At 47.6% G+C, this 20,685-nt stretch carries 21 protein-coding genes; 4 read left to right on the top strand and 17 right to left on the bottom strand.

Annotated elements, in window-relative coordinates:
- Positions 1–131: 131 nt before the first annotated feature.
- The 15 genes from BUA83_RS12645 to rpsF all read right to left on the bottom strand — a co-directional run bounded on the left by BUA83_RS12645 (position 132) and on the right by rpsF (position 13,180).
- Positions 132–302 (bottom strand): hypothetical protein, encoded by a 171-nt coding sequence (locus tag BUA83_RS12645; protein WP_159430491.1) that lies wholly within the window; start codon positions 300–302, stop codon positions 132–134.
- Positions 303–370: 68 nt separating this feature from the next.
- Positions 371–640: a helix-turn-helix domain-containing protein gene (locus BUA83_RS07105; RefSeq protein ID WP_072935540.1), complete on the bottom strand. Its 270-nt coding sequence runs from the start codon at positions 638–640 to the stop codon at positions 371–373.
- Between the two features lie 418 nt (positions 641–1,058).
- Positions 1,059–1,931, bottom strand: coding sequence for a zinc ribbon domain-containing protein (locus BUA83_RS07100; protein ID WP_072935539.1), 873 nt, complete (start codon positions 1,929–1,931; stop codon positions 1,059–1,061).
- A 44-nt stretch (positions 1,932–1,975) separates the two neighbouring features.
- Positions 1,976–2,644 (bottom strand): OB-fold protein, encoded by a 669-nt coding sequence (locus BUA83_RS12490; protein WP_159430490.1) that lies wholly within the window; start codon positions 2,642–2,644, stop codon positions 1,976–1,978.
- Between the two features lie 238 nt (positions 2,645–2,882).
- On the bottom strand, positions 2,883–3,596 hold the full coding sequence (locus tag BUA83_RS07085; protein ID WP_072935537.1) for a zinc-ribbon domain-containing protein: 714 nt from the start codon (positions 3,594–3,596) through the stop codon (positions 2,883–2,885).
- Between the two features lie 408 nt (positions 3,597–4,004).
- Entirely contained in the window at positions 4,005–5,333 is a 1,329-nt protein-coding gene (locus BUA83_RS07080) for an ATP-binding protein (RefSeq protein ID WP_072935535.1), read from the bottom strand.
- A 267-nt stretch (positions 5,334–5,600) separates the two neighbouring features.
- Positions 5,601–5,804, bottom strand: coding sequence for a cold shock domain-containing protein (locus tag BUA83_RS07075; protein ID WP_072935533.1), 204 nt, complete (start codon positions 5,802–5,804; stop codon positions 5,601–5,603).
- A 121-nt stretch (positions 5,805–5,925) separates the two neighbouring features.
- Entirely contained in the window at positions 5,926–6,645 is a 720-nt protein-coding gene (locus BUA83_RS07070; protein WP_072935531.1) for an amino acid ABC transporter ATP-binding protein, read from the bottom strand.
- A complete protein-coding gene (locus BUA83_RS07065) occupies positions 6,645–7,310 on the bottom strand; it encodes an amino acid ABC transporter permease (protein ID WP_072935530.1) in 666 nt (221 codons plus the stop codon). The genes BUA83_RS07070 and BUA83_RS07065 overlap by 1 nt, the downstream gene beginning before the upstream one ends.
- A gap of 129 nt (positions 7,311–7,439) precedes the next feature.
- A complete protein-coding gene (locus tag BUA83_RS07060; RefSeq protein WP_072935528.1) occupies positions 7,440–9,338 on the bottom strand; it encodes a BRCT domain-containing protein in 1,899 nt (632 codons plus the stop codon).
- A 12-nt stretch (positions 9,339–9,350) separates the two neighbouring features.
- Complete coding sequence (locus BUA83_RS07055) at positions 9,351–10,475, bottom strand: glycosyl hydrolase family 18 protein (protein ID WP_072935527.1); 1,125 nt, start codon at positions 10,473–10,475, stop codon at positions 9,351–9,353.
- Between the two features lie 14 nt (positions 10,476–10,489).
- A complete protein-coding gene (locus BUA83_RS07050; RefSeq protein ID WP_072935525.1) occupies positions 10,490–12,034 on the bottom strand; it encodes a ClC family H(+)/Cl(-) exchange transporter in 1,545 nt (514 codons plus the stop codon).
- A gap of 113 nt (positions 12,035–12,147) precedes the next feature.
- The gene (gene rpsR / locus BUA83_RS07045) at positions 12,148–12,381 is read right to left on the bottom strand and encodes a 30S ribosomal protein S18 (RefSeq protein ID WP_072935524.1); all 234 of its coding nucleotides are present in this window, start codon (positions 12,379–12,381) and stop codon (positions 12,148–12,150) included.
- A gap of 14 nt (positions 12,382–12,395) precedes the next feature.
- Positions 12,396–12,836: a single-stranded DNA-binding protein gene (locus tag BUA83_RS07040; RefSeq protein WP_072935522.1), complete on the bottom strand. Its 441-nt coding sequence runs from the start codon at positions 12,834–12,836 to the stop codon at positions 12,396–12,398.
- A 17-nt stretch (positions 12,837–12,853) separates the two neighbouring features.
- Positions 12,854–13,180, bottom strand: coding sequence for a 30S ribosomal protein S6 (gene rpsF, locus BUA83_RS07035; RefSeq protein ID WP_072935521.1), 327 nt, complete (start codon positions 13,178–13,180; stop codon positions 12,854–12,856).
- A 155-nt stretch (positions 13,181–13,335) separates the two neighbouring features.
- Here rpsF and BUA83_RS07030 point away from each other — a divergent pair, with 155 nt between their 5' ends.
- Entirely contained in the window at positions 13,336–14,526 is a 1,191-nt protein-coding gene (locus tag BUA83_RS07030) for an MFS transporter (protein WP_072935520.1), read from the top strand.
- Between the two features lie 120 nt (positions 14,527–14,646).
- The gene (locus BUA83_RS07025) at positions 14,647–15,096 is read left to right on the top strand and encodes a PilZ domain-containing protein (RefSeq protein ID WP_072935519.1); all 450 of its coding nucleotides are present in this window, start codon (positions 14,647–14,649) and stop codon (positions 15,094–15,096) included.
- A 53-nt stretch (positions 15,097–15,149) separates the two neighbouring features.
- Here BUA83_RS07025 and BUA83_RS07020 read toward each other — a convergent pair whose 3' ends face one another.
- Positions 15,150–16,442, bottom strand: coding sequence for an SGNH/GDSL hydrolase family protein (locus BUA83_RS07020; protein WP_072935518.1), 1,293 nt, complete (start codon positions 16,440–16,442; stop codon positions 15,150–15,152).
- 10 nt (positions 16,443–16,452) lie between these two features.
- The gene (locus tag BUA83_RS07015; protein ID WP_072935517.1) at positions 16,453–17,634 is read right to left on the bottom strand and encodes an iron-containing alcohol dehydrogenase; all 1,182 of its coding nucleotides are present in this window, start codon (positions 17,632–17,634) and stop codon (positions 16,453–16,455) included.
- A gap of 337 nt (positions 17,635–17,971) precedes the next feature.
- Between BUA83_RS07015 and BUA83_RS07010 the strand changes: the two genes are divergently transcribed.
- Both BUA83_RS07010 and BUA83_RS07005 read left to right on the top strand, forming a co-directional pair.
- Positions 17,972–19,198, top strand: a complete 1,227-nt coding sequence (locus BUA83_RS07010; protein ID WP_159430489.1) for a purple acid phosphatase family protein — start codon at positions 17,972–17,974, stop codon at positions 19,196–19,198.
- A 107-nt stretch (positions 19,199–19,305) separates the two neighbouring features.
- Positions 19,306–20,631, top strand: coding sequence for a purple acid phosphatase family protein (locus BUA83_RS07005; protein WP_072935513.1), 1,326 nt, complete (start codon positions 19,306–19,308; stop codon positions 20,629–20,631).
- Positions 20,632–20,685 lie beyond the last annotated feature (54 nt).

The following is a 20,685-nucleotide window of genomic DNA, read 5'->3' as shown; positions in this document are numbered from 1 at the left end:
TTTCACGCCCCCCTACTCATGCGCCTATTTTCCTGTCCAAAATAGTCTTCTCATATCCGGCGGATTCCCTCGGCAACGATAAACCTAACTCCAATACGTCGGCAATTTCCACGAGCATTACTATACACACCCTATACCTTCTCCCACCGCGGTTTATGTTTCCCGTCTGGGCTTGACGGACATTTACCTGAACTGGTTGGCGGATTCGTGGCAGGTGCGCCTGCGCTTTCTGATCTGCTTATACCTCCGCCGCATTTCTTACCGCAAAAGAGACATATAGGCTCCCATTTCACTGTGCTCATGATTTTCCCTCCTGAATATTTGAATCGGTCTTTTCAACCCACTCAATAACCAAATTCCTAGCCGCTCCTCACTCGCCACTCTTCCTGTCCCACATGGCCTTCTCATACCCTGTGAATTCCAACAGCAGGGACAAATCTACCTCCAATGCGTCGGCAATTTCCGTGAGCATTACTATGCTCAGGTTATCGTTGTAGTTGCCGCTTTCGACTTTGGAAATAGTGGATTGAGTTGTATTTATTTTTGCAGCCAGTTCTCTTTGGCTGATACCTACCAGTGTTCTGAAATAAGCGATTTTTGCGCCTATTTGTCTAAGAACCATTTTCTTGTCTGTGCTCATTTTCATCCCTCAATTTAGGAAAATTCTCACTCTTTTAACTATTCTACGTTTCCCCTAATTTACCTACTATTTCAGCATGCTATATATGATATGAATTATCATATATATGAATATCTATTGAAATCAGTTTCATCTGTTACACATTAGCATAAAAGCATATCATATTGCTGTCCCGACAGGACACAGCCGTATCTGAATATCATTTCACAGCTACAGTTTCTTTTTTATCCATAGCTTTTATGACAGTTGTTCTATCACTAATATACAGCTAATCAAATAAAAAAGGGTTGCTTCAAAAGCAACCTTTCAGTACATGTGAAATAGGCATAGAAAACCGCCGAAATCCGTTGCATTGGATTCCGGCGGTCAAGTCGCTATGAGTGAGTTGGGTAACAGGAACATTTCTTCACAGTCTCAATCAAGGCAATACTACGCTATTATCAGCAATATTCTTCTGTAAAGCCATCATCTCTGTAAGAAATAAATTGATGATATCTACATTACGGGCTTCATTAAAATATCCCTGATAATGCGACGGCTTAACCCCTTTTCCTGTGGTGAGCATACCCGGAATAAGATTTCCGGCACTATCAAACTTATAAATGGCAAAGATTGGCAAATTATGATTGCCATTCTCCCAAGCACCGGCTTCACTATCCCTATCAGCACTGTCATGCAAAATAGTCATGTTAAATATTACATGCTCTTGCCCGATGTTCTGAGTTTTCTTCTCAGTAAAATACAATAGATTTTTGTCATACGGCGTAACCCCTATACGACTGTTTTTTATATCATAGGTGACTATCTGATATTTACCATTGTTATTTACCACGGAAACATAACCACTATTGCTGTGTCCCTTAGATGTTGCCACTATCTTCCCCTGTATTCCATGCTGTTTCAGTTCAGACTCCGCCTGACTTGCTACAGGATTAACAGTGCTTGGTTCTTTTGCTGAAGAGACATTTTTAGGTGTACTTGATTTATTCTCTGTTGTCACCTGAGCAGTCCCTATATTAAGTGCTCCTTTTACCCTCTCAAGAAGTCCACTGCCAGAGTGAAGTACTGCATATCCTTTGGCTAAAAATATTACTATAAGCACAAAAACACCAATATATTTTTTTATATTATTAGGATTTTTTGTTTTTATACTCTCCTTTGTCCTTACACTATTATCGTTTGTATCATCCATTACATTACTGGACGAAGCCTTTTGTGCCGCTCCGCATTTATGGCAAAACGATGCGTTATTTCTAAGTTCTGCCCCGCACACTTTACAAAATTTATCCATAGCTCTACTCCATAAAGTTGTATTTTTGTTTATCACTCATATCTTTATTCAAATCTATCTACCTCCAGATGATATCCCAGTAATTCCCCTACATCCGTAATTTTGCCATACGCGGTAACTGTTTGTCCTTTGCGAAGATTTAACACAAAATTCGATTGTTTTTTATCGTTTTTGTTAATAAAACATTGTACACCTGTAATCGAAAAAACATCCGCAGGATCATCTATACTGATATAATCGCCATCAGAATCTATAGTTCCTAATTTTCCTGTTACCTTTACATATTTATTTTTGTATTTCTTTTGTGCCGCAGCTGCGTTATTTTCCAGTTCATTAACCAATGTGGATACAGATACCGTGATATATTCCCTTTGTTTTGCTTCTCTAGCTGTGTTATTGTCACCATCCGGCAGCATAATCCCAACCAGGACTATAAAAGAGAAGACTCCACAAATAACTTTCCAATGTGCATGGCGCTCCCTGTTCATATAACACAGAATTATCCCCACCGGTGTTAAAAACAGCAGGCACACCCACATAACCCAGCTTTTTTGCCAAAATTTTAAGCTTTCATTTTCACCCGGTTGATTTCCACTTTTAGGGTAAGAGCTGGTTACACGGCCTTCAGATGAACCACTTTCCAACTTTGTCCCACAAGAATCACAAAATACACTACCTTCTTCTAACTGTGCACCGCACTTTGGACAAAACATCATTATTCCCCCTTATATACCATTTTTCATGTAATTATCACTTAAACAAACGGATTACATTCACATCCCCAGCAAGCTTTTCATTGAGCAAACCTAAAACTCCGTCCCACAGCCTTCTTATATTTTTTACTATGTATCCTGCTTTCCTCCCCTCTAAATAATGCGAACGAACAAAACAACAAACGTCAGCAATTAAGCAAATCCCAAAATTGCTTTTTAAACACATTTTCGCACCATATCACCATCCCATTTTAGCGAAATTTACCTGACTGCTTATGATTTCCAGGAATACTATCACTAATATTGCAATAACGTAATTAGGCAATTTTATTCCATTAATTTCTGTCTCCTGCTTTATAACAGTTTTAACTTCACTAAAAAATTTTTCAGCATCAAATTTCTTTCCATACTTCACTAACCGACACATAATATTCGCAACGGCTCCAACCAATGGGGCAACTATCAATAAATATGCTCCCATTCCCATAACCTTGCTCAGATTTGCTCCAAGCGAGGAACTCGCATCAAAAAAACCAATTGCAAATCCTAAAAAAATTCCGAGATTCACAGCAAAAGAAGCGCCATATTCATTTTTAAATGTGCCAAATACAGCTGCTATTCCCAAAAGCATTATATATATCCCAAGCAAACTGCTAATATCCATAATGGAAAATGACAAATTAATCAAGCCTGGCATGTTTAATTCCATAAAGTTGCAAAATACAGATATAGCCGTCAAGGCTCCAGCCACATAAGTTACCTTCTTGCAGTTTTCCAAAGCATCTGTACCAGATAATTCGTTGTTTGAGTTTGTCATTATTGGTTTATCGCTCACAACAGGATTATTAGTCCTAATCGGTTCTTTATCTATTTTTTGCTTTGTTCCGCACTGCGTGCAAAAAAACTCATCATCCGCCAATTCTTTACCACATTTAGAGCAGAATTTTGCCATATTAAATCAGCCTCCATTTTTCTCATCTTCCATGATTCAGGAATACTCTCATTCAATTAATTATTCTGCGTTTTTCTAATTTGACTACTACTCCAGCATGCTATATACGATATGTATTGTCATATATAGCAATATCTGCTGAAACCGGTTTCATATATTAACCTTAGCATAAAGGCAACTAATATTGCTGTCCCGACAGGACACAGCAGCATCAAAATGTCATTTCGTACCTATAGTTTCTTGTGTTATCAAGAGACTTGATGACAATTGTTCTACCATTAACATAACGCTAATCAAATAAAAAAGGGTTGCCTCCAAAGCAACCCTTCAGTACATGTGAAATTGGCATAAAAAAGCGTGGCAAATTGCTTTCGCATTTCGCCACACTATATCTCCGAAGTTAAGTCGTTATAATTGACCTTCTTTGCCCAACAAAAAATCAAACAAATCAATAACCAAAACACCTTTATCATCGTATGCAGGATTCAGCCCCGTTTTAGCAACCACTACCTTTTTGAAAGAATCATCTATGTTATATAAGCTGCGCTTTTCCTGCGCTTGTTTTTCAGCAGATTCCATTGACAGTGCTGATTGTATGTAAAATTTCTGATTCCCTTTTGTTGCTACGAAATCGACTTCAAGTGCTTTCTGAGCATAGATATGCTTCCCATTTACATCCACGCGGTCTGTTTTTTCACTGACATTAACCTCACCAACATCTACGTTGAATCCACGATATCGCAACTCATTATACAAAATGTTTTCCATGATGTGTGTCTCTTCAATTTGTCTAAAATTAAGCCGTGCATTTCTTACCCCGATATCTTCAAAGTAAAGTTTGAACGGTGCACTTATATATTTTCTTCCCTTGATATTGTATTTTTTTGCTTTTGAAATTACAAACGCATCCTGAAAATACTCTACATAATCGCCTATTGTGTTCGCAGTGATACTTTTATCCAAAAGACTTTTGAATGTGTCCGTAATTTTTTTTGTGTTCACCGGACTGCCAATCATTGATGCCAAAATATCAAATGTATCTGCAAGCTCAACTTTTTTCCTAATATTGTTATGCACAATGATATCCTTCAGATATGTTTCTTCACATAAGTTCTTAAGATAAGCAGCTTTTTCTTCGTCACTTTTCATCTGCGCTACAAGAGGAATTCCTCCGGTTATTACATACTCTCTCCATGCTTTTTCAGGTGCAGCAACCGTCCCTTGCATATATTCAGAAAATGCCAACGGAAGAACATGTACGATTGTGCCCCTTCCTTTAAATTCTGTTGCTATATCTGAGGATAAAAATCTGGAATTTGACCCTGTAACATAAATATCATAATTGGTATGTCTCAAGAATCCGTTAAGCGTTCCAATGAAACTGTCGAGCAATTGAACCTCGTCAAGCAGCAAATAGTAGTTATCTGTATCATTTGTTCTATCTTTTATATATGCCCTAAACTTCTTTGAATTCACAAAAAAAACTTCTGCACTTTTTCTAATTTTCGTCGGCTCTTCAGGAAAATATGAATCAAGCATATCTATATCTTCATCGGAATCAAACGCAAACCGAATGATATTTTTACTGGGAACACCTGTATTTAGCAGTTGTTTGTAGTATAACTCATTTAGCAGGTAAGATTTTCCTGCTCGTCTGGCACCGGTTATTATTTTTATCAAGCCATTTTGTTTGCGGTCACTCAATCGTCTTAAATATATTTCTCTGGGATATTCCATGTTATACCCTCATTTCTTCAAAGAACTTTGGATTTTATTGATTATTTATTCGAGTTACATTTTAGCAGTTATCCTTTATGTTCGCAATATGTATTCAATTTTTTGCAAAGTCTTTGAAGAATATTTAGTGAGGCGAAATCGCTTTCAAAGTGTAAAGGCAAATCATATTTCGCAGAAACCATAATTATTCCCAGTTTCGCTCAATCTCTGCAAAACAGGCATAAAAAAAGTGTGGCAAATTGCTTTGCCACACCTTGTCAGAATCTATTATGCAGATTTCTTGACGACGTTTGCTGCCTGCGGGCCGCGAGCTCCTTCAACAATCTCGAACTCAACATCCTGACCCTCGTTCAGAGTCTTGAAGCCTTCGTCCTGGATTGCAGAAAAATGTACGAAAACGTCGCTTCCGTCTTCTCTTTCAATAAATCCATAACCTTTTTCTGCGCTGAACCATTTTACTTTACCGACCATGTGATAATTCCTCCTAAAACCTTAAAACCTGTTGGCCGACGTTTCCGTCAACCACGATATCCATTATATCCTTCCGTCCGTTGTCTGTCAATGAAAGATTCATAAAACTCTTTATGTATTTTCAGAGAACTTCCGAAAGGAATGATTTAAGACGTTCTTCCTTCGGGTTATCGAAGATTTCCTCCGGGGTTCCCTCTACAAGAATCCGTCCGTCATCTACGAAGAGAACTCGGTCGCCGACTTCTCTTGCAAATCCCATTTCATGGGTTACGACAACCATTGTCATGCCTTCCTCAGCCAGCTTTTTCATGACGTTAAGAACTTCTTTTACCATCTCCGGGTCAAGCGCGGATGTAGGCTCGTCAAAGAGCATAATCTTCGGGTGCATTGCCAGGGCACGTGCAATGGCAACACGCTGCTGCTGTCCGCCTGAAAGCTGGGACGGATACGCGCCGCCGCGGTCACCCAGTCCAACGCGTTTCAAAAGCTCGTTGGCTGTTTTTTCGGCTTCTTCCTTTGATACTCCGCGCACCTTCATAGGTGCCAATGTGATGTTATCCAGAACCGTCATGTGCGGGAAGAGGTTAAAGCGCTGGAAAACCATGCCGACCTCTGCACGCACTGCATTTATATTCGCTTCGCTGTCGAGAAGGATTCCGTCTACCTCGACTGTTCCTTCCGTAGGCTGCTCAAGGTGATTGATGCAGCGGAGAAGAGTCGATTTTCCCGAACCGCTGGGCCCAATAATAACGACAACCTCTTTTTCAGCCACTTCAAGGTCGATTCCATTCAACACAGTTATATCGCCAAAGGATTTATGCAGATTTTTAAGCGTTATCATCAACGGGCACCTCCCTTTGCATTGCGGCGCTCAAGGTACGCGACAAGGCGCGAAATGGTGAGCGTCATGATGAGATAGATAATCGCAACGCAGGTCCAGATTTCGAGCGAACCGTAGGTACGTGCGATTATGAGCTGTCCACGGCGCGTAAGCTCCTCAAAGCCGATAACGGACACAAGTGAGGAATCCTTCAGAAGCGCGATAAACTCGTTGCCCAAAGGCGGAATAACGCGCTTGAACGCCTGGGGAATGATGATGTAGCACATGGTCTGCTTCCATGTAAGACCGAGAGAGCGGCCTGCTTCCATCTGGCCTTCGTCAATGGACTGAATACCTGCACGGAAAATTTCAGCTACGTAGGCGCCGCTGTTGATACTGCAGGACGTAATAGCCGCAACAAACGGATCCATTCGTATTCCTGTTATTACCGGAACCGCGAAATAGATAAGGAAAATCTGTACCAGAAGCGGCGTACCGCGCAGAAAATCTACATAAACAGCAGAAAGTATCCGCAGGATACGGACATTGCATATTCGTGCAATTCCCACAAACAAACCGATAACAACGCCAAGACCTACCGAGAGTGCGGTAATCTTCACAGTCACCAAAGCGCCCATCAAGAGGAGCGGCATTGCACTGACTGCCAAATCCAGATTAAAGCTCATTTTCTTACCACCTGACTAATAATTATTCAAAAAACATGCATAAAAATATTATAGCACCTAGTGAGTTGTTTTTCCACAGGGTACAATCAAAAAAGAAGCTGCATATATAACGCAGCTTCTTTTTTAGCTTTATCCCAGCATTTCCTCAAGCTCTGCAGGGCTTATGAGCTTTGTGCCCAAATCCCGTGCTTTTTTTGCTTTCGATGAGGTGCTGTTTGTATCCGCGATTACGAGATAGTCCGTGTTTCCCGACACGGAGCCTGCTGTTTTATGCCCCGCCTTCTGTATAATTTCCTCATAGTAGCTTCTGGGCTTTTCCATTTTGCCCGTTATTACGAAGGTGAGCTGCTGCTCCGGTTTATTGTTTTCATCCTTTTTGTATTCGGCAGGAGTGACGGCCTCCCTCAGCGCCCTGAAGGAGCTTCTGAAGGTCTCTCCATGAAGGACTGCGGCAGTAAGCTCTCCTATGCCTTCAATAGCCGTAAAATCCTCCGCGTCATTATTCAGCGCCGCCAACACAGCCTCGTATGTACCATACCGCTCCATAAGCGCCGTCCCCACCGTCATGCCGATTCCAGGTACCGCGCATGCCGCTATGAAATGCGCCAGATCAACATTCTGTGCAGCTCCCTGTATATTAGCATAGAGCTTGTCAGCCGATTTTTTTGCGAAGCCCGGCAGAGCCTCGATTTCTTCCTTTGAAAGGAAGAACGCGGAAAAAATCTGCTTTTCCCGCACCAGCTCAGGATATGCTGCCACCAGCTTTCTCGCTGTTTCTATGGACATTCCCTCGATATCCAGAACCTTTTTGCTTCCTATATACGCGATGCCCTGCGCAAGCTTCTCGGCGCATAACGGATTGTCACAGAAAAGCTGCTCATTTTCCTCTCTGAGGTCAGAGCCGCAGGCAGGACATGTCTCAGGAAAATCTATCTGCTCCGTGCCTTCTGTTATTACAGAGAGAATCTGCGGAATTATCTCGTTGCTCTTATGGATTGTGACTCCTGCCCCTATCTTGAGGCCAAGCTTTCTTATGACTCCCGGGTTTGCAAGGCTTGCCTGGGTAACGATTGTGCCGTCGATTTCAACGGGGTCAACAACGGCAACGGGTGTCACGCGCTGGCGGCCTACCTGCCACTGTACCTTTCGCAGGACAGTAGTGAATTTGTCCGTTTCAGCCTTCCATGCCAAAGCGTTGTTCGGGTGATGTCCCGTAGAGCCAAAGCGCTTCAGGCTGTCGGACTGCTGTGTCTTTATAACAATGCCGTCGATTGGAAAAGCTCCCGACTCCACAATGCTGTCGTAAAGAGGCTGAATCGCCTCCGCGGTTTCCTCAGGCGTTTCGTAGGAAGAAATTTTTACGCAGTCGAAATCTGTGTCCTTTTCGATGCGCTCCATCTTTTCCCCCTCTGCCACGTCAAGGCCCACCACGTCGTAGCAGAGGTAGCTGAGCTTATCTATGTAGGGGCTCCGTTCCTTGTTTCTGAGGATTCCTGCCGCCGCGTTTCTTATCTGACGGAAGGGCTCTTCTCCCGCGGCTTTTTGGGACTCTACTATTGAGTCAAAGGCAGGCCGTGTGAGAAAAACCTCTCCACGCACAGGATAGCCCGTACGGTTTACAGGCTTTCCTTCATAACGCGAAATAAAATTGGGAAGAACCTCTCCGTCCGCGCCGTTTCCGCGCGTAACAAACCTGCACACGCCCTTTTCATCGGGATAAGCCACAACCGTGAGTCCGTCAAGCTTCGGTTCAAGAACAGCAGGCCAGAGTTTTTTTATTCCTGCGAGAATTTTTTCCGTTTCCCCTGCCTTCACCTTTCCGAGACTTATTACGGGCGTAGTGTGATGAAAGGCGGTAAATTCGCCGCTGACACCGCCCGGCGTATAGTCAAGGTCCTCAGCGCCGTACTTTTCGATATAGCTTTTTCTGAGCGCGTCGTACTCCTCATCGCTTAACGTAGGCGTGTCAAGGTCATAGTACTCGTGATCCGCCTTTTTAATGGCTTCCAGATGTTCTTCCCGTGTCATGTATTGTTCCCCTTATCTTTGCGAATTTTCAAGCTCTGCCGCCAACACAGGCCATACATCAGCGGTCTCAAAGCCCCTGCGCCACAGCGCCGCTCCTGCAAGGTCATATTTGCTGATGAGCGATGCCTTCAGTGCGATGGAACGGGCATTTTCCTGCCATACTCTGCAGAGCTGTCCGTTCTTCTGATATTCAAAATAATACTGTCCTGCGTCCGCATCCCATACGCGCGCCAGCTTTTTCTCGCGAACCAGTCTGTCCGCGTCCTCCATCCAAAGCGTCTCCACATCCTCGACAACGCCGTCGGATTCTTTCCAGATTCTCGAATAAAGAGGCATTCCAAGAACAAGCTTTTCTGCAGGAACCTCTCTCAGCATAGCCTGAACACCGTTTTCCACCCAGCCGATGGACGCCACCGAGCCTGCATATTTGGAGCCGCCCGGGTGCTCGTCGTATGCCATTACCATGACGTAATCCGCTGCCGCTGCGATGGCGCCGCGGTCATAGCAGAGAGACCAGTTGGGGCTTCCTCCCGGGAAGGTCACGTCAACGGAAAAGGTTTTGTTTTCCTTATGAAGTTCCGTGCCAAGACGTGAAATAAAGCCCGAAAGCGCGTCGCGGTCCTCTTCCTCGATATTTTCAAAATCAAGGTTAATGCCGTCAAGGTCGTATTTCTTCACTGCCTGCATGATTTCATCAATGGCACGCTTCATTCCTGCAGGGTTTGCAAGCAGTCTGTGTGTCATATCCGGGTCAAAGCTGTTGGAAACAAGCGCCCAGACCTTGTAGCCCTTTTTCTGGGCTTTTTTCACATAATCCTTATCAGGTGACAGCGCTGCATGGCTCATCGTTCCGTCCTCGGAGGAGATGCGGAACCAGCAGGGCGATACCACATTTATACAGTCAATACGTTCTGCCTCAGACATATCCGTGGCATCATCCAGCCGCGGCTGCCAGACCAGACCGACCTTTCCAGGAAGACGATTTCCCGTGGCAGGCTTCACGTCTCCTTTGCGCCATTCCGCAAGAAGGTCCTTTATACGGCTTCCCGGTGCGGCATTCTCCGCAGGAGCCGCCATTACGACGCTGCTCATAAACACCATGAATCCCAAAAGAATCCATACAATACGCTGTTTCATACCTTTTCCTCCTTCTAGTCAACCGCTTTTCTTATTTTATCTATTTCACTGTCCTCAATAAGAACATAAATGAGGTCGCCTGCCTGCAGCTTAACCGTCCCATGGGGTATGATTTCCGTTTCTCCGCGCCGTATGCTCACCAAAAGGCTGTCCTCGGGCCAGGAAAAATCCTTCACGTATATTCCGTCCATAACGCTCGCCTCGGCGATGCTGAACTCGATTATGGACCGCTGTTTTTCCGTTTTTTTCTCTTCCTGCCTTCTCTTCCTGAGGGACCTCATAAGCAGGGCATCATATACAGGTCTGCTGTGCATGGCATCTGCCGTCAGATACGCCGATACTGAAACAAGAATGAGGGCAAGCAGATGTTCAAAGGAGCCTGTCATCTCCATGACGAGTATACTTCCCGTGACAGGAGATTTTACAACGGCCGCAAAATACGCCGCCATACCGAACACGATAAAATTCGCGGCGTATTCCCCCGGCAGAACACCAAAGGCTTCAGCCGCAGCCGCGCAGACTGAACCGCCCACAGCTCCCAGCACCAGCATGGGAAGAAATATTCCCCCCGGAACCCCCGAGCCGAAGCAGAGCATAGTATACATATATTTTACCACAAACAAAATCAGGAGCATCATCAGAGGCTCGGGATGGGCAACCAATGAATCCACCAAACGGTTTCCTCCCCCGAGAACCTGGGGCAGCACCATGAAAAGCCCTGCACCCGTGAGAAGCGGCAGCAGCGGACGAACAATGCCCTTCGGAAGACGGTCATAAGCATCAAGAATAAAGAACAGCCCTTTGTTGAAGCCCACGCCCAGAAATCCTATAACAACTCCCAGCGGAACCATGAGCCATATGGTTTCAAGAGGCATCATAAGAAGCTCAGGAAAGTGAAAAACAGGGCCGCCCCCGAAAACGAACTGCGTCACAACAGTTGCCGTCACCGTCGCCGCTATAGTCGCCATAAGCACCAGAGGTGAAAAGCTTTTTGTAAGCTCCTCAAGGCAGAATATGACGCCAGCCAGCGGCGCGTTGAATGCCGCGGCAAGTCCTGCTCCTGCTCCTGCTGTGAGATAAAGCCGCGTCGCCGTGCGGGGTTTCCCTTGCAGCTCGCTTATTCCCTGTCCCACACATGCGCCTATCTGCACGCTGGGGCCCTCACGTCCGAGAGACATACCCGCGCCGATGGCAATAATGCCGCCAAAGACCTTCGCCAGCAGCACTGACAGCCAGCGCATACGCATCTCACCCAAAAGTATTCCCTTCACCTGCGGAATACCGCTGCCTGTTGACATAGGCTCATAAGAAACGATACGGTTTAGAATCCACGCGGCTGCCAGAAGCGCAAACAACCATGCCGCATAGCCCAAAGCTCCATAGTCATTCAAAAAATCCGCCAAATACGGGCGCAAATCCTCCGAAAGCTCCAGTGCTCCGCGAAAAAAGGCAATCACGACGCCTGTTGCCGCTCCGATGATAATTCCCGTCGTAAAAAGTTTTCTTCTCAAGGGCCGCTCATCCGAGATTATCTGCAACGCGGCTTCCTGCTTTGACATTTATATCCTCCAAAATCAAAATTTGTTTTCATATAATAAGGATACCACAAATCCACCAAGCTGTGAAAAGGCATAAAAAAAGAAGAGTCCGAAGACTCTTCCCTTGTTTTTGATTATTCTGCGGTGAACGGCAGAAGTGCGATATTGCGCGCACGTTTGATTGCAACAGTCACCTGACGCTGATGCTTAGCGCAGTTACCGGAAATACGGCGCGGTAAAATCTTGCCGCGCTCCGTGATGAACCGGCGGAGCTTTGCTACGTCTTTATAATCGATATGATCAACCTTGTCTACGCAGAAGCTGCAAACCTTCTTGCGCGGGCGTCTGCCTCTATCACGTCTGATCACGATTCATTCCTCCTTCAAAACGGAATATCATCGTCAGTTACGGGGCCTCCAAAGCCCTGCTGCGGTCCCTGTGCGGCAGGCGGAGCATCGAACTGTCCGCCTACGAAATTCTGACCGCCGCTTGAATCGTGTGATTTTGACTCAGCAAACTCAATATCCGTGACGCTTACCTCGGTAACATACCGTTTCGAACCGTCCTGAGCTTCATAGCTTCTGGACTGAAGGCGTCCCTCAACGAGAATCTTCGTTCCCTTGCGCAGATAGTTCTGACAGAACTCTGCCATACGCTCCCAAGCGACAAGATTCAGAAAATCTGCTGTCGGCTGTCCCGGCTGCGCATTTCTGCTTACACGACGATCTACGGCGATTGTCATGCGTGCAACGGATTTGCCGCTCTGCGTGGAACGAACATCCGGGTCACGCGCCAGACGGCCCATCAAAATCACTTTATTCATGGCCTGCCCCTCCTGACTTATTCTTCACTCTCTACCGGTGCTTCCTCAGCAGCGGACTCAGTCTCTTCCGACTTTACGATCATGTGCTTCAGGATATCGTCTGTAAGCTTCATAACGCGGTCGCACTCAGCAACGCACTCCGGCTCGCACGATACATAGAACAGGCAGTAGAAACCCTCTGCACAGTCTTTAATCGTGTAAGCGAGCTTGCGCTTGCCCCAGCGATCTTCTTTGTCAATCGTACCGCCGTTGTTCTTGATAAGGTTAGCGAACTTGCTGATAACAGCGTTCGTTGCCTCCTCTTCCAGCGGTTTAACGATGAATATGACTTCGTACTTTCTCACGAAATCACCTCCTCTTTGGACTTTGGCCCCCTTTCTCCAGGGAGCAGGGAAGGTTCAAACATAAATTCAAACCTGACTCGACCGAATTATTATATCATTAGATATCTGCCTTTGCAAGAAATTTATGCTATCATAGTGAAAAAGGAGGTGCGGTCATGCCTGTTTGGAAAAAAAATCTTTGGCTCTGCTGTCTTTCATGCTTTATTGTTTCCATAGGCATGAGCCAGCTCGCTCCGATGCTTCCGCTTTATCTTGCGGAAATGGGAATGAAGGGCGAGGCAGAAATTGCCCGCTGGTCGGGACTTATTTTTGGAATAAATTTCGTGACGCTTGCGATTTCCGCTCCTATATGGGGACGTCTTTCAGACCGCTTCGGAAGAAAGCCCATGGTGCTCCGGGCCAGCGGGTGGCTGGCTGTCATAATGCTTGGCTTCGGCTTTGCGGAGACACCTGAGCATCTTTTCATCCTTCGTCTTATACAGGGCGCGCTCAGTGGTTTTCTCGGCGCCGCCGTCCCTCTTGTGGCACAGGAAACTCCCAAGGAACGCTCGGGCTGGGCTCTCGGTCTGTTCTTTACCTCACAGGTATCGGGAGCTCTCGTAGGTCCTCTCATCGGCGGATGGCTCATTGAAGCATGGAGCTGCCGCCAGGCCTTCATCATTGTCAGTGCGTGGTGCTTCCTGGGCTTCCTCGCCCTGTTCTTCATTCATGAGACCTTCCACCCGAAGCCGCAGGCAGCAGCCATTCCGATGAAAACAGTATGGAGAGAGCTTCCCCATCCGCGGCTTATCGTCGGTCTCTTTATAACGACACTCATACTGCAGTTTTCCCTCAATACCATACAGCCGATTGTTACGATTTACATAGCCGCGCTTATTCCTGCCAGCAGTCACATCGCCCTTATCGCAGGCGCGGTTTTCGCGGCTACCGGTATCGCAAGCGCGCTTGCCGCCTCACCTCTCGGGAAGCTATCCGACCGTATCGGAGCGTCACGGGTGCTGTTTTGCTCCCTTGTGGCCGCGGCTCTGTGCTTTCTGCCTCAGGCCTTCGTCAGCACACCTCTGGAGCTGGGCATACTGCGCTTCCTCGTTGGCATAGCAAGCGCAGGACTTGTCCCGTCTATAAACGCCCTCATACGGCAATACACTCCCTCTGACTATCTTGGGCGCATATACGGACTTAATCAATCAGCGCAGTTTATAGGAATTTCCTCCGGCTCGTTTCTTGGAGGGACTCTGGCAGGCTTCACCGGAATCGCAGGAGTTTTTCTCGTACCCGGGATTTTACTCCTGCTATGCGCACTTTGGTTCTATATCATTGCCCATAGAGCAGAGAAAATTATGTGACCTTTTTCATTTAACTGGTAGGTCCATAGGTACTGTTTATTGTGACGACCTGTTTATCTTGACAAAAATATAGGTAAAAGGTATTATAGAATTACACTAAACGAAAGGAAGTGGTTTCCCGTGCCGTTAGAAAGTGCATTAAGAGTAGACGAATCTGTGGATTCAATTCACGAGAATCCGCATCCGAGCAACCGCCGCCGCTGTTTCAGACTGGCAACGGTTTTACCTTTGGAAATACGCGTGCAGGACGAGCACGGAGAAATGACCGAATCCCGTGAGGCCATTTCCACCGACCTCAGCGTTACAGGGCTCAGCTTCCTGTCTGATTACCCGATTCCCCCCTGCAGTCTTCTTGATGTAAAGATTTCCGATCTCCCGTTTATGGACGAGCTCATAGTTCCTGCCGATGTTGTACGCTGCGAAAAGATTACCTCCGAAAACGGAAACGAATCCTATCTCGTGGGCGCAGATTTCAGAGCGTATATCAACCGTCAGCTTCGTACAGAGCTGCAGCGCTCGGTAACGGTGCTCCAGCGTATGAAGGAGCATAAAACTATTCCGTTCTTCTGAGAACAAAAACGACGCATTCGATTTCGAACGCGTCGTTTTTTAGTGCCGTCAAATCATTTTCCAAAATGACTGAACAAATATTTTCCTATTATTTCTCCGATTATTTTTTTCGGCTCTGCGTCAGGGTGTAGGCCGTCGCTGGTATAGCCTGCGCGAAGCTCTCCATCCTCGTCCGTGAGCGGCTCCGTTATGTCGATGTGATAGGGCTGCTGACGCACCCATTCGTTTATGGTTTCCTGTCCGCTTTTCCAGTCCTCTGACGCAGGCTCCATTTCCTCCATTGCCACCATGTATTCGGGCCGTATTGGAGGAGCAGTCACGAATACAGGAATGATTCCGTAGGCGTTGCATTTATCCCTGAGCTGCGCAAGATTCGCGATACTTTCACTGCCGTAGGTGCCCTCGCGGAAATCATTTACGCCCCCGAGAATCACAAGCACCTCGGGTTGGAAGGGAAGCACATCTCTTTCAAACCTCGCAAGCATATCTGCCGTGGTATTTCCGCTGCAGCCGAGATTTTTCACGGATACAGGCGCTGTATAGCTCTCCCAGTTATAAAGCTTCATGCAGGGAGGCGTTGAGATTGCTCCGCCGCCGTGAGTTATGCTGTCGCCGAGAGCCGCGTATTTCACCTTGCCAAGAACAACGAAGCTCTGCCATTCCGACCATTCGCTGTAGCGCCTTCCGTTTCCGTCAAGTGCCCTCACACGCCATGTATAGTTACCATACCATGTGAGCGGCTGCTCATCGTACAGAATATTTTCATAAGTGTAGAGGTGACGTACACGCTCATCGGGGCTTCCGTTTTCCCCTCTGCGCCAGACCTCTACCTCGTAGCTCGAGGCATCAGCAACGGACAGCCAGGCGTAAACAGGATACAGCGGCGCGTCTTCCATCCTGTCATACTCGCTGACAATCCTCGGGGACTCAGGCCGTATCTCACCGTCACGGAGATACCGAAGCTCTGACGTGGGTGCTATGGGCTTTCCCGTGCGGTCGAGAGGTGTCACGCTCCACACCAGCTCATCCATATTTATAGTTTTGTCCCTGCGGTATGATGAAAGCTCAAGCTCACGGCCCGGCAGGGAAATCCATTCATTCTGATACAAAAGCTTCTTTTTCTGTGGGCTTGCCCAAACACTGAGCCTGTATCTGACAGCGTCCTTGTACACGTCCCAGGTAACGCGCACCTTATCCGTTCTGGCAGAGTTTACAGAAGGCATCACCTGCGGCAAAGCCGCAAGAGAAGGTCTTTCTGCCACGGGTACGGCAGCATCTGCGGAGGGCATACCCATAACCGCCGCCGACAGCAGTATTCCTGCAGCCAAAGAGGTAATCCGTCGCATTGAGTTCACCTCAGTGGTTTGCACGGCGGTACATTTCAAGCGCCGTTTCACGGTCTATCGGATGGAAGAACGCGACTGTCTTTTTACCGTAATCCGTGCACATATCAGCAAGATATTCGAGAGTTTCCTCGTCCTGAACGCCAATCCCAAGCTGCTTGAAGCTGAGGGGCAGTCCGATGCTCTTCCAGAACTCCTCCGTCTCGCGTATTCCTGCTCGGGCACGTTCCTCAACCGTGCCCACGGAAACGCCCCAGACGTTCTCCGCGTACTGAGCGAATCTCTCAGGCGCGTCAGTATAAACAGTGCGCGCCCATGCCCCCCACATTGTCGTAAGAGAAGCACCGTGCGTCACACCGAATTTTCCGCTCAGCTCATGCCCCAGCTTATGCACGCCGAAATCCATCGTGCGTCCGAGACTGGTAAAGCCGTTATGAGAAACACTTCCGCACCACATCAGCTCGCTCATTGCCTCATAATCCTTATGGTTCACCATAGCCGCACGGGCGTAATGCACAACATTTTTCAAAAGAGCCTCGGCAACTCTGTCCGTGAAATTATTTCCCGTTTCATGGGTAAAATATCTGTCCAGGGTATGCATCATGATATCCGCGATACCGCATGCAAGCTGATAACGCGGGATAGTATACGTAAGCTCTGGATTCATTATTGCAAAGGCAGGACGGTTGAAGTCCGTATTGATTCCGCATTTCTTTCCCGTTTCCTCATTTGTGAGAACAGCGGAATTGCTTGTCTCGCTTCCTGCCGCCGAAATAGTCAGCACAACACCCACGGGCATGGAACGCTCCACCGTCTTCTTGCCTGACCAGAACTCCCAAATATCCGTATCAAGATTCGACGCTCCGTGGGCAACAGCCTTTGCCGTGTCGATTACGCTGCCGCCGCCAACTGCCAAAATCATATCCGCGCCGAACTTCGCTGCAGCCTTTACACCGGCACGGGCATGAGCCACCGTCGGATTCGGCTGAACGCCGCCAAATTCCTCAAAGGGTATGCCTTCCGTCTTCAGCTCTTCCTCGATTCTGTCCAGAAGGCCGCTCTTTTTCGCGCTGCCGCCGCCAAACACAATAAACACGCGCTTTCCGCCGTGCTTCTTCACTGCCTCGGCTGTCTTGGCCTCGGCATCCTTGCCAAAAATGATTTCCGTCGGAGTGTAAAACGTGAAATTATTCATGATATAACCTCCCATTCTCTGCTAATAATGATTATAATGCCTTAAATCAAAGTTTGCCATAGGCAAACTTCCTTCTGTGGCATTTTGCCAATGGCACTAGCTTCGCGTCGCGCGAGGCATAAGACATGCTCGCCGCCTGTTATCTGTCCCAATCCCCACTTACAGAAGTGTGGGACATCCTTTGCCGAGTTTTAACGCATTCGTTCAGGTTTTGCGATAATTTCCAGTTTGCGGGACTATGATAAAATAAAAATGTATATATTGAAAATAATACTCAAAGAAACAGGTGTCCCATGAAATGAATTTTTTCTCCACTCCCGTAACAAGGAGGCAGTTTATGAAATATAGTCTTCGCACGCTGGCAGGTCTTGCAGCGGATACGATTCTCACGCCGCTTTCGGAGGTCTTTGCATCCCCCTACGGCGAGCCTGACATGCGTTTCCCCCGTCAGATTGTCGCAGGGGACAACATGCACGGGCGTACTATAATGTGGCAGTCAAACAAAAACGGACGGGATGTCCACGCAGTATGGCGTGAGGCAGGAACCTCTGCAGAACACCGCGTAGAGGCCACGGCAGACTACTTCGTTGACGACGGCACAGCGCTCATACTCCACACCTCACAAATCACAGGCCTGACTCCCGGGAAGCAGTACGAATACCGCATCATGGAAGGGAAAAAGGCAAGCAGCTGGTATCCCCTGAAAACAGATGACGGAACACGCTGCAAGGCCATAATCGCTTCCGACTCCCAGTGCGAGGACGGCTACATCACGTGGCGGCGTATCGCTCTGGCGGCTTCCCTTCGCAATCAGGACGCGGACCTTTTTCTCCTTCTCGGCGACCTGGTGGACAACGGCGAAAGCAGTCAGCACTGGGACGACTGGTTCACCTCCATGGACGGTATCCAGGAGCATCTTCCCCTGGCTCCCCTTGTGGGAAACCACGAAACCTACGACCTGAACTGGAATTTCCGCTGGCCCTACGCCTATCTTAACTATTTTGATGTTCCCGGCAACGGCAGCAGCGAATTTCCGCGTTTTTATTATTCCTTCGACTACGGCCCCGTTCATTTCATCATGCTGTCCACGGTATGGCATGAGCTGAACTCCTTCAAGACAGGAATAATTCAGGAGCAGGCGGACTGGATGCGCCGCGATATCAAGGCATCCACAAAGCCCTGGAATGTGGTCTGCATGCACCGCGACATCTACAACTACGACGTGCGTCCGCCGAAATTCTCCGACGTCGGCCTCCGCTACATGCCTCTTTTCGATGAGTTGGGCATAGATGCTGTTCTCGACGGCCACATACATTCCTATCGCCGCAGAGACCACATATGCGATTTCAAGAACAGCAAACGGAAGGGGCCGATATATATCAATACAGGCCTCTCAGGAGACTGCCGCTATTACAACCTTCCTCAGGCACCCCTTGACGAGGTAATGGCGCCCCAGCCTGAGACGGACAACTATCTCACCATGGAGGCAACACGCCGCACCCTTTCCTTCACCTGCTACCTCCCCAGCGGAGTTGATATCGACCACATAATACTGCACAAATAATGCTTATGAAGCATAGATTAAAATTCATAACAGGTATTCGACTTTTGACGTCTGATTCTTTACAATGATAGTAGAGAATCAGACGTTTTTATTTAAGAAAGGACATTATGATGAAAGATATACAGCGTCCCATTTCACGGCGTAAATTTTTGACCATCGCAGGCAGCGCGCTGGCAGCTCTTGCAGGAGGCTGCGCACTTTCAGGGACTCCTGCCGCAGTAGAAAACGCGGCAAAGCCTCTCAGAAAGGCGGTAAAAACCCTTACAGGAGACACCTCCCTTGATGCAGATTACATCAGGCAGATTATAACCAAGGACAGTCAGACCTCCCGCACCATCATGTGGCATTCCCCCTATGAACAGGATGGTGCTGAGGTGGTTTGGCGCGCCGCAGGCGGAGAGGAATATGTTTCCGTTCCCGCGTCAAACGAACACTATACAGACGACGGGCAGGATATCTATCTCCACAGCGCCCACATCGAAGGACTTTCCAAGGGTGCTTCCTACGAATACCGCATCATCGCAAAGGACAGCGGCACAGAATGGATGCCTCTTAAAACAGACAGCGGAAAAAGCTTCAAAGCGCTCATATTCCCCGATACCCAGTGCTCCGACGGCTATGTCACATGGCGCGACGTGGCACAGGACGCATGGAAAAGGAATCCTGACACGGACTTTTTCATCAACATGGGTGATCTCGTGGACAACGGCGAAGACCATAACCAATGGAACCAATGGCTTACAGGTGTTGACGGCATGATAAGCAGCATCCCCTTCGCCCCTATCATGGGAAACCACGAAACCTATACACTGGACTGGAAAACACGCTGGCCCGAAGCATATCTGAAGCTATTCGACCTTCCGGAAAACGGAAGCAGGGAGTTCAACCGCCACTATTACTCCTACGATTACGGCGACGTTCATTTTGCAGTAGTCAATACACAGTGGGACGAGCTGAATGACTTTAAGGAAGGCATTTACGACGAGCAGCTGGAATGGCTGCCAAAAGACCTTGCCGCATCAAAGAAGAAATGGAAGATTGTTCTTCTCCACCGCGACGTGCTGAGATACGGCATCAAAAAACGTCCCGAGCGCATCCCCGGAATCTCCGAGGACGTGGGGCGCGGATTCATGCCCATCTTCGACAAATACGGAGTTGACGTGGTACTGACAGCGCACCTTCACACCTACCGAAACCGCGGTCATCTGTATAACTTCGAGCCAAGCAGCCACGGTCCCTACTACATCCTCACAGGCGTAGCAGGAAACGTCCGCTACCCCGACCTCTGGATTGACCACCCGCTGGATAAAACCGTCGCTCCGCAGCCGGAAACGGATAACTACCTCACCCTTGAGGCCTCGGAGAACACCCTGCACTTCCAATGCTTCCTGCCCGACGGAACGATAATCGACGACGTGACACTGAGAAAATAAACAAACAAAAATGGCTTTGACGTGATGAACATTCACCCTGTCAAAGCCATTTTT

Source organism: Schwartzia succinivorans DSM 10502 (genome assembly GCF_900129225.1).
GTDB lineage: Bacteria > Bacillota > Negativicutes > Selenomonadales > Selenomonadaceae > Schwartzia > Schwartzia succinivorans.
The sequence above is the reverse complement of the archived record's forward strand: the minus strand, read 5'-3'. Positions and strand labels throughout refer to the sequence as shown.

Bases quoted from the DNA above. Each gene is read 5' to 3' on its own strand.
- BUA83_RS12645 (WP_159430491.1), bottom strand. From the start codon at position 302: ATGAGCACAGTGAAATGGGAGCCTATATGTCTCTTTTGCGGTAAGAAA.
- BUA83_RS07105 (WP_072935540.1), bottom strand. From the start codon at position 640: ATGAGCACAGACAAGAAAATGGTTCTTAGACAAATAGGCGCAAAAATC.
- BUA83_RS07100 (WP_072935539.1), bottom strand. From the start codon at position 1,931: ATGGATAAATTTTGTAAAGTGTGCGGGGCAGAACTTAGAAATAACGCA.
- BUA83_RS12490 (WP_159430490.1), bottom strand. From the start codon at position 2,644: ATGTTTTGTCCAAAGTGCGGTGCACAGTTAGAAGAAGGTAGTGTATTT.
- BUA83_RS07085 (WP_072935537.1), bottom strand. From the start codon at position 3,596: ATGGCAAAATTCTGCTCTAAATGTGGTAAAGAATTGGCGGATGATGAG.
- BUA83_RS07080 (WP_072935535.1), bottom strand. From the start codon at position 5,333: ATGGAATATCCCAGAGAAATATATTTAAGACGATTGAGTGACCGCAAA.
- BUA83_RS07075 (WP_072935533.1), bottom strand. From the start codon at position 5,804: ATGGTCGGTAAAGTAAAATGGTTCAGCGCAGAAAAAGGTTATGGATTT.
- BUA83_RS07070 (WP_072935531.1), bottom strand. From the start codon at position 6,645: ATGATAACGCTTAAAAATCTGCATAAATCCTTTGGCGATATAACTGTG.
- BUA83_RS07065 (WP_072935530.1), bottom strand. From the start codon at position 7,310: ATGAGCTTTAATCTGGATTTGGCAGTCAGTGCAATGCCGCTCCTCTTG.
- BUA83_RS07060 (WP_072935528.1), bottom strand. From the start codon at position 9,338: ATGACACGGGAAGAACATCTGGAAGCCATTAAAAAGGCGGATCACGAG.
- BUA83_RS07055 (WP_072935527.1), bottom strand. From the start codon at position 10,475: ATGAAACAGCGTATTGTATGGATTCTTTTGGGATTCATGGTGTTTATG.
- BUA83_RS07050 (WP_072935525.1), bottom strand. From the start codon at position 12,034: ATGTCAAAGCAGGAAGCCGCGTTGCAGATAATCTCGGATGAGCGGCCC.
- BUA83_RS07040 (WP_072935522.1), bottom strand. From the start codon at position 12,836: ATGAATAAAGTGATTTTGATGGGCCGTCTGGCGCGTGACCCGGATGTT.
- BUA83_RS07030 (WP_072935520.1), top strand. From the start codon at position 13,336: ATGCCTGTTTGGAAAAAAAATCTTTGGCTCTGCTGTCTTTCATGCTTT.
- BUA83_RS07020 (WP_072935518.1), bottom strand. From the start codon at position 16,442: ATGCGACGGATTACCTCTTTGGCTGCAGGAATACTGCTGTCGGCGGCG.
- BUA83_RS07015 (WP_072935517.1), bottom strand. From the start codon at position 17,634: ATGAATAATTTCACGTTTTACACTCCGACGGAAATCATTTTTGGCAAG.
- BUA83_RS07010 (WP_159430489.1), top strand. From the start codon at position 17,972: ATGAAATATAGTCTTCGCACGCTGGCAGGTCTTGCAGCGGATACGATT.
- BUA83_RS07005 (WP_072935513.1), top strand. From the start codon at position 19,306: ATGATGAAAGATATACAGCGTCCCATTTCACGGCGTAAATTTTTGACC.